The organism is Paenibacillus lentimorbus NRRL B-30488, assembly GCF_000411595.1.
Lineage (GTDB): Bacteria > Bacillota > Bacilli > Bacillales > Bacillaceae > Bacillus > Bacillus velezensis.
The window spans coordinates 21,333-36,347 of sequence record NZ_ANAT01000006.1; the positions used below are offsets into that span (position 1 = coordinate 21,333).

Consider the following 15,015-nt stretch of genomic DNA (forward strand, 5'->3'; position numbering starts at 1 on the left):
TGGATGGAATGAATAAAGACCCCCATTAATAAAATGTAGAAAGCAGCAGAAGGAGGAAGGTTAATGAATTTTCAACTGACAAAAGAACAACAGATGGTGCGCGAAATGGTCAGAGATTTCGCCAAAAATGAAATTGCCCCGAAAGCCCATGAGGTTGATCAATCAGCCGTTTTCCCGATAGACACATTTAAAAAAATAGGCGAACTTGGGCTGCTCGGAATTCCGTTTCCGGAAGAATACGGCGGGGCGGGCGGTGACACCATTTCATATGCAGCAGCGGTTGAAGAAATCGGAAAAGCCTGCGGCAGCACGGGGCTGAGCTACGCGGCAGCCGTGTCACTCGGCGCAAGCCCATTATACTATTTCGGTACTGAACAGCAAAAGCAAGAACATCTTATTCCGCTTGCTTCGGGAAAAGCACTCGGATCATTCGGGCTGACAGAGCCGAATGCCGGTTCAGATGCCGGCGGTACCCAGACAAAAGCCGAGAAAAAGGGCGATGACTATGTGATAAACGGAGAAAAATGCTGGATCACAAACGCAAATTACGCCCGCACGGTCATTGTCACCGCCGTTACGGGAAAGAACTCCGCCGGAAAACCGATCATTTCAGCTCTCATCGTCCCGACAGACACACCGGGATTTACGATCACAAATCCGTACGACAAGATGGGTGTGAGAGGATCGGATACGGCCGAGCTTGTGCTGGAGGATGTCAGGGTGCCTGCCGATAACCTGCTCGGTGATCCTGAAAAAGGTTTTAAACAATTTTTATATACATTAGACGGCGGACGGATCTCGATTGCGGCACTGGCTGTCGGTATCGCTCAAGGCGCACTGGAGGCGTCGCTGTCATATGCGAAGGAACGCAAGCAGTTCGGCAGTCCGATATCGTCATTTCAAGCCATTCAATTTAAGCTGGCCGATATGGCGATGGAAATTGACCTTGCCAGACAAATGGTGCTTAAAGCGGCATGGCTGAAGGATCAAAACCTGCCATTTACGAAAGAAGCGGCATTCGCCAAGCTTTATGCTTCAGAAATGGCCGTCAGAACCTGCCTTCAGGCCATCCAAATTCATGGCGGTTCCGGTTATATGAAGGAATGCGGTGTCGAACGTATGCTTCGTGACGCAAAGCTGATGGAGATTGGAGAAGGAACATCAGAAATTCAAAGAATGGTCATCGCAAGACAGCTTTTGAAGTGAAATGAAAACGTTTACTAAGACAGGGATGGAAGGGGGCAGGTCATATGGCTGAACTTATCCATTTAACAGCGGGAAAGCTGCTTGAGCGGACCGCGGAGCTTTTTCCGGATCATGAAGCGGTTGTTTACCCTGAGCGCGGCCTTCGTTATACGTATGCCGAGTTTGACCGGTTATGCCGGCAAACCGCAAAAGGGCTGATGAAACTGGGAATTGAAAAAGGAGATCATGTGGCCATATGGGCATCCAACATACCGGAATGGCTCGCGGCGCAATTTGCAACGGCGAAAATCGGCGCCGTTCTGGTCACCATCAATACAAATTTTCAAATCGCAGAACTCGATTACCTGCTGGCGCATTCAGACGTCTCGGCCCTGATAATCATGGATTCCTACCGGCAGACATCTTATGTTGAGATGGTGAATAAGCTGATTCCGGAGCTGAAAACTTGTGAGCACGGCAGGCTGCGTTCGAAACGTTACCCCTTTTTACGGACGGTGTTATATATCGGTGATAAAAGTCCGCCCGGGATGCACCGCTGGGATTCTTTGCTGAAGGATGGCGAAGCTGTAACGGATGCAGCGCTTGACGGAAAGATGGACAGCCTGAAAAAGGATGATTGCATTCATATGCAATATACATCAGGTACGACCGGATTTCCGAAAGGCGTCATGCTCTCACATTTTAATATCGTAAATAACGCGGCCAATATCGCAGAATGCATGAAGCTTACTTCAAGTGACCGTTTATGTATTCCTGTGCCGTTTTTCCACTGCTTTGGGTGTGTGCTCGGCGTGCTGGCGTGTGTTTCCGCGGGTGCGGCGATGATTCCGATCGAACAGTTTTCTCCGCCGGCTGTTCTGAAAACGGTGGAGCAAGAAGCCTGCACGGCTCTGCACGGTGTACCGACGATGTTTATCGCCCTCCTAAATGACAGCCGTTTTTCTGAATATGATCTTTCCCACGTCCGAACCGGGATTATGGCAGGCTCGCCATGCCCGGCGGAAGTCATGAGGGAAGTGATCGGCAAAATGGGAATGACCGACATTACCATTGCCTACGGACAGACCGAAGCATCACCTGTCATTACGCAGACAAGAACGGATGATTCGTTTGAAAGAAGAGTGGAAACAGCGGGGCGCGCGCTTCCCCATATCGAAGTCAGAATCGTTCGGCCCGGAACATCCGGAGAAGCCGACCGGGGTGAACAAGGAGAGCTCTGCACCCGCGGATACCATGTCATGAAAGGCTATTATAAAAATCAAGAAGCGACCGAAGAAGCGATAGACAAAGACGGCTGGCTGCATACCGGTGATTTGGCGGTCATGGACGAGGACGGGTACTGCAAAATCACGGGCCGTCTGAAAGACATGCTGATCAGGGGCGGCGAAAATATCTATCCGCGCGAAATTGAGGAAATGTTATATCGGCATCCCGCAGTGGCAGACGTTCAGGTCGTCGGCGTGCCTGATCCGAAATACGGAGAAGAGGCCGCGGCGTGGGTCAGGCTCAAAGACGGACAAACCGCTTCCGCAGAAGACATCAGAACCTTTTGCAAAGAACATATCGCCCGCTATAAAGTCCCCAGGTATGTTTTGTTTACAGATGAATATCCAATGACAGCCTCAGGAAAAATTCAGAAATTCAAGCTGCGGGAAAAAACGATTGAAGAGCTCAAATGAACTTAATGAAAAAGGAGTGCTTCACATTTGTTTAAAAAAGTCCTGATTGCCAACAGAGGAGAAATCGCCTTAAGAATTATCCGCACCTGCAAACGTCTCGGCATCCCCTCGGCAGCTGTGTATTCAGAAGCCGACCGGGACGCGCTGCATGTAAAAGCGGCTGATGAGGCCTATCCGATCGGTAAATCGAGAGTAAATGAAAGCTATTTACATATCGACAGAATCATAGAAGCCGCCAAATCCGCCGGAGCGGACGCCATTCATCCGGGCTACGGGCTGCTGTCAGAAAACAGCCTGTTCGCCGAACGCTGCCGGAAGGAACAAATCACATTTATCGGCCCGCCCGGTGATATCATCGCCAAGATGGGCAGCAAGATAGAGGCCCGAAAAACGATGCAAAAAGCAAAGGTCCCGATCGTTCCCGGTGTTTCAGAGCCATTGCCCGATGTTCACTCCGCCTTAGCCGAAGCCCGTGCCATCGGCTTTCCGGTCATGCTGAAAGCGTCTGCAGGGGGAGGCGGAATCGGCATGCAGATCGTACATTCAGAAGAAGAGCTGGCCAAAGCGTTTGAAGGCAATCAAAAGCGGGCCGCATCCTTTTTCGGAGACGGCGCAATGTATATGGAAAAAGTCATTGAAAATGCCCGTCATATTGAAATTCAGATTCTCGCAGATTCTTTCGGAAACACCGTTCATCTGTTTGAACGTGACTGTTCAGTACAAAGGCGCCACCAAAAAGTGATAGAAGAAGCGCCGTCGCCGTTTGTTGACGATGAATTAAGACAAAGACTCGGTGAAACCGCCGTTAAAGCCGCTAAATCGATCGGCTACCAAAATGCAGGCACAATAGAATTTCTCGTCGACCAAAAGAAACAAATCTATTTTTTAGAGATGAACACAAGACTGCAGGTGGAGCATCCGGTGACAGAAGAAATTACAGGACTGGATCTTGTGGAAGAACAGCTGAAAATCGCCGCCGGGCAGGCGCTGACTTTCTCGCAGAAAGATATCAACCACCGCGGTCATGCGATAGAAGTGCGGATCTATGCGGAAGATCCGGTCACCTTTTACCCGTCACCCGGTGCCATCTCGTCTTTTTCCGTTTTAAGACACCCATCAGTGCGACACGAATGCGCCGTCGAAAAGGGAAGCGTCATTTCTCCGTTTTACGATCCGATGATTGCCAAAATGATCGTCACGGCGAATACGAGAAAACAGGCCATTGAACAACTGAAAACCGCCCTTGGCGAATATCATGTAGAAGGGATTAAAACCAACATTCCGCTGCTGACAAAAATTGCCCATTCAGAAGTGTTTGAGAAGGGTGAGGCAACAACCGGTTTTTTACAAACAATGAACGAGGGGGCGTCAAAATGAGCGTCATAAAAATTCAGATGGCAGGAAACCTGTGGAAAATTCATGTGAAGCCCGGTGATGTCATTGAAGAAGGACAGGAAGTGGCCATCTTGGAATCTATGAAAATGGAAATTCCGATTATCGCTGATGCAGCGGGTACGGTGAAAGAAGTGAAAAAATCAGAAGGTGATTTCACTGATGAAGGAGAGGTCCTGATTGAACTTCAATAAAACGGGAGGTGCAGCATGAACTGTCCGAAACATGTCCGCATCAATGAAGTAGGACCGCGTGACGGCTTGCAGAATGAATCGGCGTGGGTGGATACAGAAGATAAGATTGAGTGGATCAATATGCTGTCAAAAACAGGCCTCCCCTATATCGAAGTGACATCATTCGTGCATCCGAGATGGATTCCGGCTCTTCGTGACAGCCTGGACGTCGCAAAAGGCATTTCCAGATCTGAACATACGGTCTACGCGGCGCTCGTTCCGAACCTCATCGGACTGGAGCATGCTGCAGAAGGCGGAATCGATCAGGCCTGTGTATTTTTATCTGCAAGCGAAACCCATAACCAAAAAAACGTAAACAAACCGATTGACCGGACCGTTCAAGAGCTCAGGCGGGTTATTACTGAAGCAAAAGCTGAAAAAATGGCGACGAGAGCTTATCTGTCCACTGTGTTCGGCTGTCCGTACGAACAGAACGTGCCGGTCGAACAAGTCATCCGCCTGTCAGACACCCTGCTCGAAATGGATGTTGATGAAATATCGCTCGGCGACACAATCGGCGCGGCAAACCCCTTGCAGGTCATAGCCGTGCTTGAAGCCCTTTTGCGGAGAATTCCCGCCTCAAAAATCGCACTCCATTTCCATGATACAAGAGGAACGGCTCTAGCGAATATCATTCCCGCTCTTGATATGGGGATTACATCCTTCGATACTTCCTCAGGCGGGCTTGGCGGCTGTCCGTATGCTCCGGGATCAGCAGGAAACGCCGCCACAGAAGACGTCATTTATATGCTCGAACAAATGGGGATTGATACCGGGACGGACATGAATAAACTTCTTTATGCCGCCGGCTGGATCGCGGATAAAATAGGCAAAGATCTGCCAAGCAGAAACCTGCAGGCATTCAGAACGAAATGAGAAAGGAGAAGCCATGGGAGATTGCGTCTTGTATTCCGTCTGTCAAGAAACGATCGGTCTGATCACGCTGAACCGCCCGCATGCGGCCAACTCACTGTCATCAGAAATGATTGATCATTTACAGCGTGTGATTGAAGACATCAAAAACTCGCCATCCATTCGCTGTGTCATTCTCACCGGCTCCGGAAACACATTTTGCGCCGGCGCTGATTTAAAAGAGAGAGCGGGGATGAATCATGAACAAGTTAAGCAAAGCGTCAGGCGTATCGGTGAAACGGCTGCATCCATTGAAGCTCTCCCGCAGCCGGTCATTGCAGCGCTGAACGGAACCGCTGTCGGAGGAGGCCTTGAACTCGCTCTCGCCTGCGATATCAGAACAGCCGTCAGCCGGGCGGGCCTCGGCCTTCCTGAAACAGGGCTTGCAATCATTCCCGGGGCGGGCGGAACGCAGAGACTGCCCCGGCTTATCGGTCCCGGCGCGGCAAAAGAATTGATCTATACCGGCCGAAGGCTTTCTGCCGAAGAGGGAAAAGACATGAAGCTGATCGAGCATGTTTGTGAAGCCGATGAACTTATGGAAAAAGCAAAAGCACTGGCCGGCCGCATCGCCGCTAATGGACCGATCGCCGTCAGACAAGCAAAATCCGCGATAAACAAGGGTCTGGAGACAGATCTCAATACAGGGCTCGAAATCGAACGAAAAGCATATGAACAAGTCATCCCCACACTTGACAGAGAAGAGGGCCTGCGCGCTTTTAAAGAAAAAGACCCCCTGAATACAAAGGAAAATAAAACATGGAGGGACTCGGATGGATTACGAAAAAGAACGGCAGACACGCAGCAAAACGATTGAAAAGGGAGGAGCCGCGAAATATCACGCAAGCAATGAAAAGAAGGGGAAACTTTTTGTAAGAGACAGGCTGAAGCTTTTATTCGATGACGGCATATCCGTTGAAGACGCTTTTTTCGCCGAGTGCATGTCAGACGGACTGCCGGCTGACGGGGTCGTTACCGGGATCGGAACCATCGGCGGCAGAACCGTTTGTGTGATGGCAAACGACTCAACCGTAAAGGCGGGCTCGTGGGGCGCGAAAACGGTGGAAAAAATCATCCGCATTCAGGAGACGGCGGAAAAGCTTCAGTGTCCGCTCTTGTACTTAGTCGATTCCGCAGGTGCGAGAATTACGGATCAGGTCGACATGTTCCCGGGCAGAAGGGGAGCCGGCCGCATCTTTTATAATCAAGTAAAGCTGTCGGGCCGCATTCCGCAAATCTGTTTATTGTTCGGTCCTTCCGCTGCGGGCGGCGCTTACATTCCGGCCTTTTGCGACATTGTCATTATGGTCGAAGGCAATGCATCCATGTACTTAGGTTCCCCGCGCATGGCAGAAATGGTGATCGGCGAGAAAGTATCGCTTGAAGAAATGGGCGGCGCCCGTATGCATTGTTCCGTATCAGGCTGCGGTGATCTCCTCGCCCCGACGGAACAGGAAGCAATCATGATGGCGCAGACATATCTCAGCTACTTTCCGGCAAATTATACTGAAAAAGCGCCCGTCAACAAATCTAAGAACCCGAAAGCGTTTGAAAAACCGCTCTCAGATGTCATCCCGGCACATCAAAACGCACCGTTCAACATGATGGATTTAATTGAACGTGTCATTGATGAAGACTCGTTTTTTGAGATTAAACCGTTATTTGCGCAGGAATTAATAACGGGGCTTGCGAGAATTCACGGACAGCCGGTCGGCATTATCGCCAATCAGCCGCGTGTCAAAGGCGGAGTTTTATTTCTCGATTCGGCGGATAAAGCCGCAAAATTTATCGCTTTGTGCGACGCATTCCATATTCCGCTTCTGTTTTTAGCAGACATTCCCGGATTCATGATCGGAACGAAGGTTGAGCAGGCGGGCATCATCAGGCATGGCGCAAAAATGATCTCCGCAATGGCGGAAGCGACTGTTCCTAAGCTTTCCGTTATCGTCAGAAAAGCCTACGGTGCCGGATTATACGCGATGGCGGGGCCTGCTTTTGAACCGGACTGCTGTTTAGCGCTTCCGACTGCGCAAATTGCCGTAATGGGTCCTGAAGCAGCGGTGAATGCGGTCTACGCAAACAAAATCAGCGAGCTGGCCCCTGAAGAAAGGCCGGCTTTTATTCAAGAAAAGCGTGATGAATATAAGGAAGATATTAACCTTTACCGGCTTGCCTCTGAAATGGTGATTGACGGCATTGTTCCTGCTGATTCCTTGCGGGAAGAACTCAATAAACGCCTCACTGCTTACATGTCCAAACAACTGACATTCACACACCGGAAACACCCCGTATATCCGGTATAAATAAAAAAAGACTGCATAGATCCGGCTCGGCAGCCGTTCTTATGCAGTCTTTTTTCACAGTCTTGATCTCATTTTCTTCACAACAAAATAAACAACAATAAATACGAGAGCCAATATAATGATCGGAGTTGTATACATTCCGGCATAGCTGTCTACGTCTTTCCACTGTCCCCCGAGCTGATACCCGAGATAAACGAAAATGACAGACCACGGAATAATGGCAAGCGTCGTCAATATGACAAACTTGGAAAGAGGCATTTTCGCAAGGCCGGCCGGGATGGAAATCGCATGTCTGACGACCGGGATAAACCGCGCCGAGAACACAACGCCGGCGCCGTAACGGCGAAACCAGTTTTCCGCAACATCAACATGATGCTTTTTCAGAAGTAAGTACTTGCCGTACTTGTCCAAAAACGGCCGTCCCCCATAACGGGCGATCCAGTAAATAAAGCACTGCGCGATCGTTCCCCCAATCACACCGGCGACAATGGCGCCGATAAAGCTGATCGTGCCTTCTGACACCATATAGCCTCCGTAAGCCAGAACGATTTCACTCGGAATGATTTCGATCATTAATCCGAGCGCAATCCCTAAATAGCCCATACTTGTCAGCCAGGATAATATTTCACTAATAAAATTGCCCACACTGTTTCACAACCTCTTTATCTTTTTACCCAATTATATGACTGATTGACAAGCAAAATGGTTACAAATTATTTTTTAACGCACGATTTCTTCAGATTCTCTTTTTAACACCTCTTCTAAATAAGCTAAAAGTTTCGGTCTCATTTCTTCCCGCAGAAGCCCGATCTCCGTGCCGGCCTTAAAACAGCCGAACTTATCTCCTATATCAAACCGGCTTCCTTCAAGCTCCCGCGCGTAAATGCTTCGGGTGCGGCATACTTCGCGCAGCGCGTCTGTCAATTGGATTTCGTTGCCCGCGCCTCTTCCGATCGTCTTCAGCGTTTTAAAAATGGCAGGGGTTAATATGTAGCGGCCCATCACCGCAATATGAGAGGGCGCCTTTTCAACGGCCGGTTTCTCAATCAGATCCTCAACCCGGTACACATGACCGCTCTGCCGCCCCGTCTGTATAATACCATATTTGCTGACATCAGCAGGATCGACGGGCTGTACGCCGATCGTTTCTGTGCCGTGTTGGTTATAGACGTCTATGAGCTGTGAAAGAGCGGGAGTGTCAGATACCATAATATCATCACCTAAGAGAACGGCAAAAGGCTCATCTCCGATAAAATGCTCCGCACACAGCACCGCATGGCCTAGTCCGAGCGGTTCTTTCTGACGGATGTAATGAATATTGGCCAAATCGGCAATCCGCTGCATTTCCTTCAGCGTCTCTGACTTGCCTTTTTCCTCAAGATTGATTTCCAACTCCGCCGACCGGTCAAAATGATCTTCAATCGAGCGTTTGTTTCTCCCTGTAATAATCAGTATATCTTCAATTCCTGACTCTCTTGCTTCTTCGACAATGTACTGGATGGCCGGTTTGTCGACGATCGGCAGCATTTCTTTCGGCTGCGCCTTTGTCGCCGGCAGAAATCTCGTTCCTAAACCCGCTGCGGGGATGACCGCTTTTCTCACTTTTTTTCTCATTCATCTTCACTCCTGATCCTGTATGTTTTTCAGCGAATCTCCAAATACCCAGATTCGGTTTCCGATAAAATTCATCATCATTCCGCCGATAGTGGCGGCGAGCTTACTCACCAAAAGCGAACAGCCGCCTTTTTGAAACGCGTACAGCAGCAAAAAGGTGATTCCCGACGCGGCAAGATTAATGATGAGAAAGCGCACGATCTCTTTCCCGTCAGCCTTGCGCTTTACACGAAACGTCCACTTCCGGTTCCACACATAGCTGTTGATGATCCCTGCCGAATAGGAGCAGATCTGCGCCGGCAGATAGGGGACATGGCAAGCGGCGAGAAGAAAGAAGACACCAAAATCGATCAGCGTATTGCCGGCGCCCACGGTGCAAAAACGGCCTGCTGTCTTTACTTTTTCTTTCAGCATAACGGCATCCGGTTTTGACCTCCCTTCATAAGTAAGATGCGGATCGCTGTCCTATTTGTTGATATGGATTACTTTAGCGGACAGTGTTGAATAAACAATTACTAAAATATGAACAAAACATGAAAACGTAATGAGGCTTTGTAAAACCCACTAAGTTAACAGTTCGATAGTTTAGGTTGACATATTAAGCGTGAAACACTAATATTATGTATAAGTGTTAACATTTTTTTATTTTGGTTAACATTAAATTTCAAAGTAAAAGAAAGGAGGGAGATTTCATGCGGGAAGAGACCTATTACAGCGTCAGAATGAGAGCTTCCCGAAACGCCCCCCATGAGCAGGGCGGAAAACACATTTCCGGCGGAGAACGGCTCATCACTTACAGCGGTTTACAGGAAGCGGTAGATGGCTTATTACATAAAGGCTTCTCACACTCAAGAGGGATACCTGATTTTATGCAGATTCAGCTTGAAAGCGTTCATGAACCGATCGAAACGATCCGCCCTTTGCCGGTTGCCCTCCATCAAACAGACACGCCGGAAAAAGGACAAGCAATCGCCCGCAAGCTTCTGCAAAAGGCGGGGATTCCTCCGCACATGATCGAGAAAGCGTACGAAAACATTTCGGAATATGCAGAAGCAAGAGGAGCGGTCCTGTTTGATATCCGGGCAGGAAAACGCATTGACTGCAGAGGGAATAGAGGTGTGCGGGTATCCCGAGTGGATTGGCCGTCACACGATTTTCAAAAATGGGCTTTTACTCACAACATGCCGGAAAATTCACGAATAAAGGAAGCACATGCCATCGCGGCAAAAGTTTGCGCACATCCGGGAATTATTGCCGAATTGTGCTGGTCAGATGACCCTGATTACATAACAGGCTACGTTGCCGCAAAGAAGCTGGGATATCAGCGGATTGCCAAGATGAAGAATGCCGGAGATGAAAGCGGATGCCGGGTTTTCTTTACTGATGGCTCCATAGATGCGGAGAGCTGTATCCATTTTTTAGAGAAGCAGCCTGTATTCATTCAGCGGGAGGAGAACATATGAAACAATCAATGATTGAAAAAAGCAAACAGCATCTTTGGCTGCCTTTCACACAAATGAAAGATTACGATGAAGATCCGTTAATCATTGAAAGCGGAAACGGGATCATGCTGAAAGACATCAGCGGCAAAGAATATTATGACGGCTTTTCTTCAGTATGGCTCAATGTACACGGCCACCGCAAAAAAGAAATGGATGAAGCGATTCAAAAACAGCTTGAAAAAATCGCTCATTCGACTTTGCTGGGTATGACAAACGTTCCCGCAACAGAACTTGCCGAGATGCTGACGGGCATCACACCGGAAAAGCTGACGCGCGTTTTTTACTCCGACAGCGGAGCGGAAGCAATGGAAATCGCTCTGAAAATGGCCTTTCAATACTGGAAAAACGTAGGGAGACCTAAGAAGCAGACGTTTATTTCGATGCAGAACGGCTATCACGGCGATACGATCGGAGCCGTCAGCGTCGGCTCCATTGAACTCTTCCACCATGTGTACGGCCCGCTGATGTTTGAAAGCTACAAAGCCCCGATTCCTTATGTATACAGATCTGAAAGCGGCGACCCCGTACAGTGCCGGGATGAATGCCTTCACGCGCTCGAACAGCTGCTTGCAAAGCACCACGAAGAGATTGCCGCACTTACGATTGAATCGATGGTGCAAGGCGCATCCGGGATGATCGTCATGCCTGAAGGCTTTCTGGCAGGCGTACGAAAGCTGTGTACGGCATATGATGTGTTAATGATCGTTGACGAAGTGGCGACGGGGTTCGGCCGCACCGGAAAAATGTTTGCCTGCGAGCATGAAAATGTCCAGCCGGACTTGATGGCGGCAGGGAAAGGCATTACGGGAGGCTATTTGCCGATCGCTGTGACGTTTGCCACAGAAGCCATTTATGAAGCCTTCTACGATGACTACGACAAAATGAAAACATTTTTCCACGGCCATTCCTATACAGGAAATCAGCTTGGCTGTGCCGCGGCAATTGAAAATCTGCGTTTATTCGAATCAGAGCGCATCGTTGAACGAGTCGCCGAAAAATCAAAAACGGCAGCGAAATTTCTTCATGATCTGAAGCAGTTTCCTCATGTCGGCGATGTCCGCCAGCTCGGTTTGATGTGCGGCATAGAGCTTGTGCGGGATAAAGAGACGAAACAGCCTTATCCGCCTGAAAAGCGGATGGGATACAAGGTGTCCTTGAAAATGAGAGAGCTGGGTATGCTGACACGGCCGCTCGGAGACGTCATCGCCTTTCTGCCGCCGCTTGCCAGCACAACCGATCAGTTACAAGCCATGATATCCATTATGAAAGAAGCGATAGCCGAGGTGACCGGCCGTGGATTTTGACGGATGGCTCCTCGGAAGGCTCGATGCGGTGAAAAGAGACGGGCTGTATCGGACGCTGCGAACACAGGAAACCGCTCTTAAAACCAAGGGGCAAAAGCGGCAGACCTGGGCGTCCAATGACTATTTAGGCCTGTCAAAAGATGAACGGCTGATCACAGCCGCGCAAACAGCGCTGAGCCGGTTCGGAGCGGGAAGCGGCGGCTCACGGTTAACGACAGGAAATACTGTGTGGCACGAAAAACTTGAACAAACAATCGCGGACTTTAAACAGACGGAAGCGGCTTTATTATTTTCCAGCGGTTACTTGGCGAATATCGGCGTGCTTGCCTCACTGCCTCAAAAAGGCGATGTCATTTTAAGCGATCAACTGAACCATGCGAGCATTGTTGACGGCTGCCGTTTATCAAAAGCGGAAACCATCGTGTACCGCCATATTGATATGGCTGATCTTGAGAAAAAACTTGCCTCCGTCCAGACTCGGAACCGCCGCTTTATCGTCACAGACGGCGTTTTCAGCATGGACGGCACAATTGCGCCTCTTGACCGAATAATGGCGCTTGCAAATCAGTACCAGGCATTTGTGATAGCAGATGACGCGCATGCAACCGGTGTACTCGGGGAAAACGGCGGGGGAACCAGTGACTATTTCGGTGTTTGTCCTGATGTTGTCATCGGCACATTAAGCAAAGCAGTAGGAACGGAAGGCGGTTTTGCCGCGGGATCAAACATTTTCATTGATTTTTTGCTGAATCAGGCGAGGACGTTTATTTTTCAGACGGCCCTCCCGCCGTCAATTTGTGCGGCTTCGCATACGGCACTTGACCTCATATCAGATATGCACGATACGCGCCGTGAGCTGCAGTCGTCTGTCAAAAAGATAAAAACGCGTCTGGCCGATATGGGCTTTATCGTAAGAGGCGGGGATACACCGATTATCCCCGTTATCATCGGTGATGCAAAAACAACGGTTTCAGCCGCTGCGCTGCTTGAGAAAAAGGGAATCTGCGCCCCGGCCATCCGCCCGCCCGCCGTTCCGGAAGGCGAAAGCAGAATCAGGCTGACCGTTACGGCGGATCGCAGCTTACAGGACATAGACGAGCTGACAGAAGCATTTGATTCCATTAGAAAAGAGCTGAATATAAACAAATGAGAAGTTTTTTTGTCACAGGAACAGATACCGGCGTCGGAAAAACCATCGTTTCTTGCGGACTTGCCGCGGCATTCAGGCAGAAACAGGCGGATATCGGAGTGTTTAAGCCGTTTTTAAGCGGCGTGCCGCGGACTCATCCGGAAAGTGACACCTCGCTGTTGAAAAACATGTCACAAACCGCACTGTCTCATGAAGAAATTACGCCATTTGAATGGAAAGAGCCGCTTGCGCCGTACACGGCCGCCATGCTTGAGGGGAAATGCGTGAGCATGGAGGAAGTCATGGCCCACTGGAGTAAGATCAAAAATCGTCATGAGTGTTTCATCGTCGAGGGGGCAGGCGGCATTTCCGTTCCGCTTGGTGAAAATTACTTAGTCAGTGATCTGATAAAAGCCTTGGAATTGCCGGCAGTGATTGTCGCCAGGCCTGATCTCGGAACCATCAACCACACATATTTAACCGTTGAATATGCGAAAAACATGGGGATAGAGGTTCTCGGCATTATGATCAACGGCGTAAAGAGCCGGCCGGGGCTGGACGAGAAGACAAACCCGAGCATGATTGAAACATTATGCAAAGTTCCGATTTTGGGAATCACACCGAAGCTGGATCTCGTTTCACCGGAAAACGTTCAACACATGATTGAGAAACATATAGATGTTTCCTCTTTCATGAATCTGACACAAATGGGGAGATAAACATGAATCAATGGATGGATCTTGCAGAGAGAGTGCTGGACGGGACGGAAGTAACGAATCAAGAAGCGCTGGCCATTTTAAATTGTCCTGATGAGGATCTTTTATTGCTGATGCATGCCGCTTTTCATATCAGAAAACGATTTTACGGAAAAAAGTAAAGCTGAATATGATTATGAATGCAAAATCAGGCCTGTGTCCGGAAAATTGCGGGTACTGTTCACAATCTTCAATATCAAAAGCGCCGATCAAGTCTTATCGGATGGTGGATAAGCATATATTGCTTAAGGGGGCAAAACGCGCCCATGACCTGAATATAGGGACATACTGCATCGTCGCCAGCGGGCGGGGACCGTCGAACAGAGAAGTAGATCAAGTTGTTGATGCTGTCAAAGAAATTAAAGAAACGTACGGTTTAAAAATCTGCGCATGCCTCGGTCTGCTGAAGCCGGAACAGGCAGAGCGCCTGAAACAGGCAGGAGTAGACCGGTACAATCATAACATCAATACATCACAAAGGAATCACTCAAACATTACGACTTCCCACACGTATGACGACAGGGTCAATACGGTGGAAACGGCGAAACAATCGGGGATGTCGCCTTGTTCGGGTGTCATCGTCGGCATGAAAGAAACGAAACAGGACGTCATTGATATGGCGAACAGCTTAAAAGCGCTTGACGCCGACAGCATCCCGGTTAATTTTCTGCATGCGATTGACGGAACTCCGTTAGAAGGGGTAAGCGAATTACATCCGGTGTATTGCCTGAAAGTGCTGGCCTTGTTCCGTTTTATCAATCCGTCAAAAGAAATCCGTATCTCAGGAGGCCGGGAAGTCAACCTTCGTTCGCTGCAGCCGCTGGGACTTTACGCCGCAAATTCGATTTTCGTCGGAGATTACTTAACGACAGCAGGGCAGCATGAAACAGAGGATCATCAAATGCTCCATGATTTAGGGTTTGAAGTCGAATCCGTTGAAGAAATGAAAGCCGGCCTGCAATCCGCCTGCAATACGGAGGTATAAG

General features: G+C 49.2%; 14 protein-coding genes and 1 pseudogene. 12 read left to right on the forward strand and 3 right to left on the reverse strand.

Translation table 11 applies throughout. From position 1 onward, the window contains the following. The first annotated feature begins 63 nt into the window (after positions 1-63). From D368_RS03145 to D368_RS03175, 7 genes are read left to right on the forward strand one after another with little or no spacing between them, the layout of a single operon-like run. A complete protein-coding gene (locus D368_RS03145) occupies positions 64-1,206 on the forward strand; it encodes an acyl-CoA dehydrogenase family protein (RefSeq protein ID WP_003153894.1) in 1,143 nt (380 codons plus the stop codon). Between the two features lie 44 nt (positions 1,207-1,250). Next, positions 1,251-2,885, forward strand: a complete 1,635-nt coding sequence (locus D368_RS03150) for an AMP-binding protein (protein WP_101563073.1) — start codon at positions 1,251-1,253, stop codon at positions 2,883-2,885. Positions 2,886-2,912: 27 nt separating this feature from the next. Beyond that, positions 2,913-4,262, forward strand: a complete 1,350-nt coding sequence (locus D368_RS03155) for an acetyl-CoA carboxylase biotin carboxylase subunit (RefSeq protein WP_128574553.1) — start codon at positions 2,913-2,915, stop codon at positions 4,260-4,262. Beyond that, positions 4,259-4,471 (forward strand): acetyl-CoA carboxylase biotin carboxyl carrier protein subunit, encoded by a 213-nt coding sequence (locus tag D368_RS03160; RefSeq protein ID WP_007410121.1) that lies wholly within the window; start codon positions 4,259-4,261, stop codon positions 4,469-4,471. The genes D368_RS03155 and D368_RS03160 overlap by 4 nt, the downstream gene beginning before the upstream one ends. Positions 4,472-4,486: 15 nt before the next feature. Beyond that, complete coding sequence (locus D368_RS03165) at positions 4,487-5,386, forward strand: hydroxymethylglutaryl-CoA lyase (protein ID WP_128574554.1); 900 nt, start codon at positions 4,487-4,489, stop codon at positions 5,384-5,386. 13 nt (positions 5,387-5,399) lie between these two features. Continuing rightward, positions 5,400-6,239, forward strand: a complete 840-nt coding sequence (locus D368_RS03170) for an enoyl-CoA hydratase (protein WP_128574555.1) — start codon at positions 5,400-5,402, stop codon at positions 6,237-6,239. Then, entirely contained in the window at positions 6,196-7,725 is a 1,530-nt protein-coding gene (locus D368_RS03175; protein ID WP_007410124.1) for an acyl-CoA carboxylase subunit beta, read from the forward strand. Before D368_RS03170 ends, D368_RS03175 begins: the two co-directional genes overlap by 44 nt. Positions 7,726-7,779: 54 nt before the next feature. Here D368_RS03175 and uptA read toward each other — a convergent pair whose 3' ends face one another. The 3 genes from uptA to D368_RS03190 form a co-directional block, all read right to left on the reverse strand. Then, positions 7,780-8,370 carry an undecaprenyl phosphate transporter UptA gene (uptA, locus tag D368_RS03180; RefSeq protein ID WP_007410125.1) on the reverse strand — a complete coding sequence of 197 codons (591 nt, stop codon included), beginning with the start codon at positions 8,368-8,370 and terminating at the stop codon, positions 7,780-7,782. 75 nt (positions 8,371-8,445) lie between these two features. Further along, a complete protein-coding gene (gene galU, locus D368_RS03185) occupies positions 8,446-9,339 on the reverse strand; it encodes a UTP--glucose-1-phosphate uridylyltransferase GalU (RefSeq protein ID WP_101563071.1) in 894 nt (297 codons plus the stop codon). A 6-nt stretch (positions 9,340-9,345) separates the two neighbouring features. Continuing rightward, the gene (locus D368_RS03190) at positions 9,346-9,753 is read right to left on the reverse strand and encodes a GtrA family protein (protein WP_101563070.1); all 408 of its coding nucleotides are present in this window, start codon (positions 9,751-9,753) and stop codon (positions 9,346-9,348) included. A gap of 278 nt (positions 9,754-10,031) precedes the next feature. Here D368_RS03190 and D368_RS03195 point away from each other — a divergent pair, with 278 nt between their 5' ends. The 5 genes and pseudogenes from D368_RS03195 to bioB all read left to right on the forward strand — a co-directional run bounded on the left by D368_RS03195 (position 10,032) and on the right by bioB (position 15,014). Beyond that, positions 10,032-10,802 carry a 6-carboxyhexanoate--CoA ligase gene (locus D368_RS03195; RefSeq protein ID WP_071391754.1) on the forward strand — a complete coding sequence of 257 codons (771 nt, stop codon included), beginning with the start codon at positions 10,032-10,034 and terminating at the stop codon, positions 10,800-10,802. After that, a complete protein-coding gene (gene bioA / locus D368_RS03200) occupies positions 10,799-12,145 on the forward strand; it encodes an adenosylmethionine--8-amino-7-oxononanoate transaminase (protein WP_071391755.1) in 1,347 nt (448 codons plus the stop codon). Before D368_RS03195 ends, bioA begins: the two co-directional genes overlap by 4 nt. Beyond that, a complete protein-coding gene (gene bioF, locus D368_RS03205) occupies positions 12,135-13,295 on the forward strand; it encodes an 8-amino-7-oxononanoate synthase (RefSeq protein WP_071391756.1) in 1,161 nt (386 codons plus the stop codon). Before bioA ends, bioF begins: the two co-directional genes overlap by 11 nt. Continuing rightward, on the forward strand, positions 13,292-13,993 hold the full coding sequence (bioD, locus tag D368_RS03210; protein WP_071391757.1) for a dethiobiotin synthase: 702 nt from the start codon (positions 13,292-13,294) through the stop codon (positions 13,991-13,993). The genes bioF and bioD overlap by 4 nt, the downstream gene beginning before the upstream one ends. A gap of 2 nt (positions 13,994-13,995) precedes the next feature. Beyond that, a pseudogene (gene bioB, locus D368_RS03215) lies at positions 13,996-15,014 on the forward strand (biotin synthase BioB). Position 15,015 lies beyond the last annotated feature (1 nt).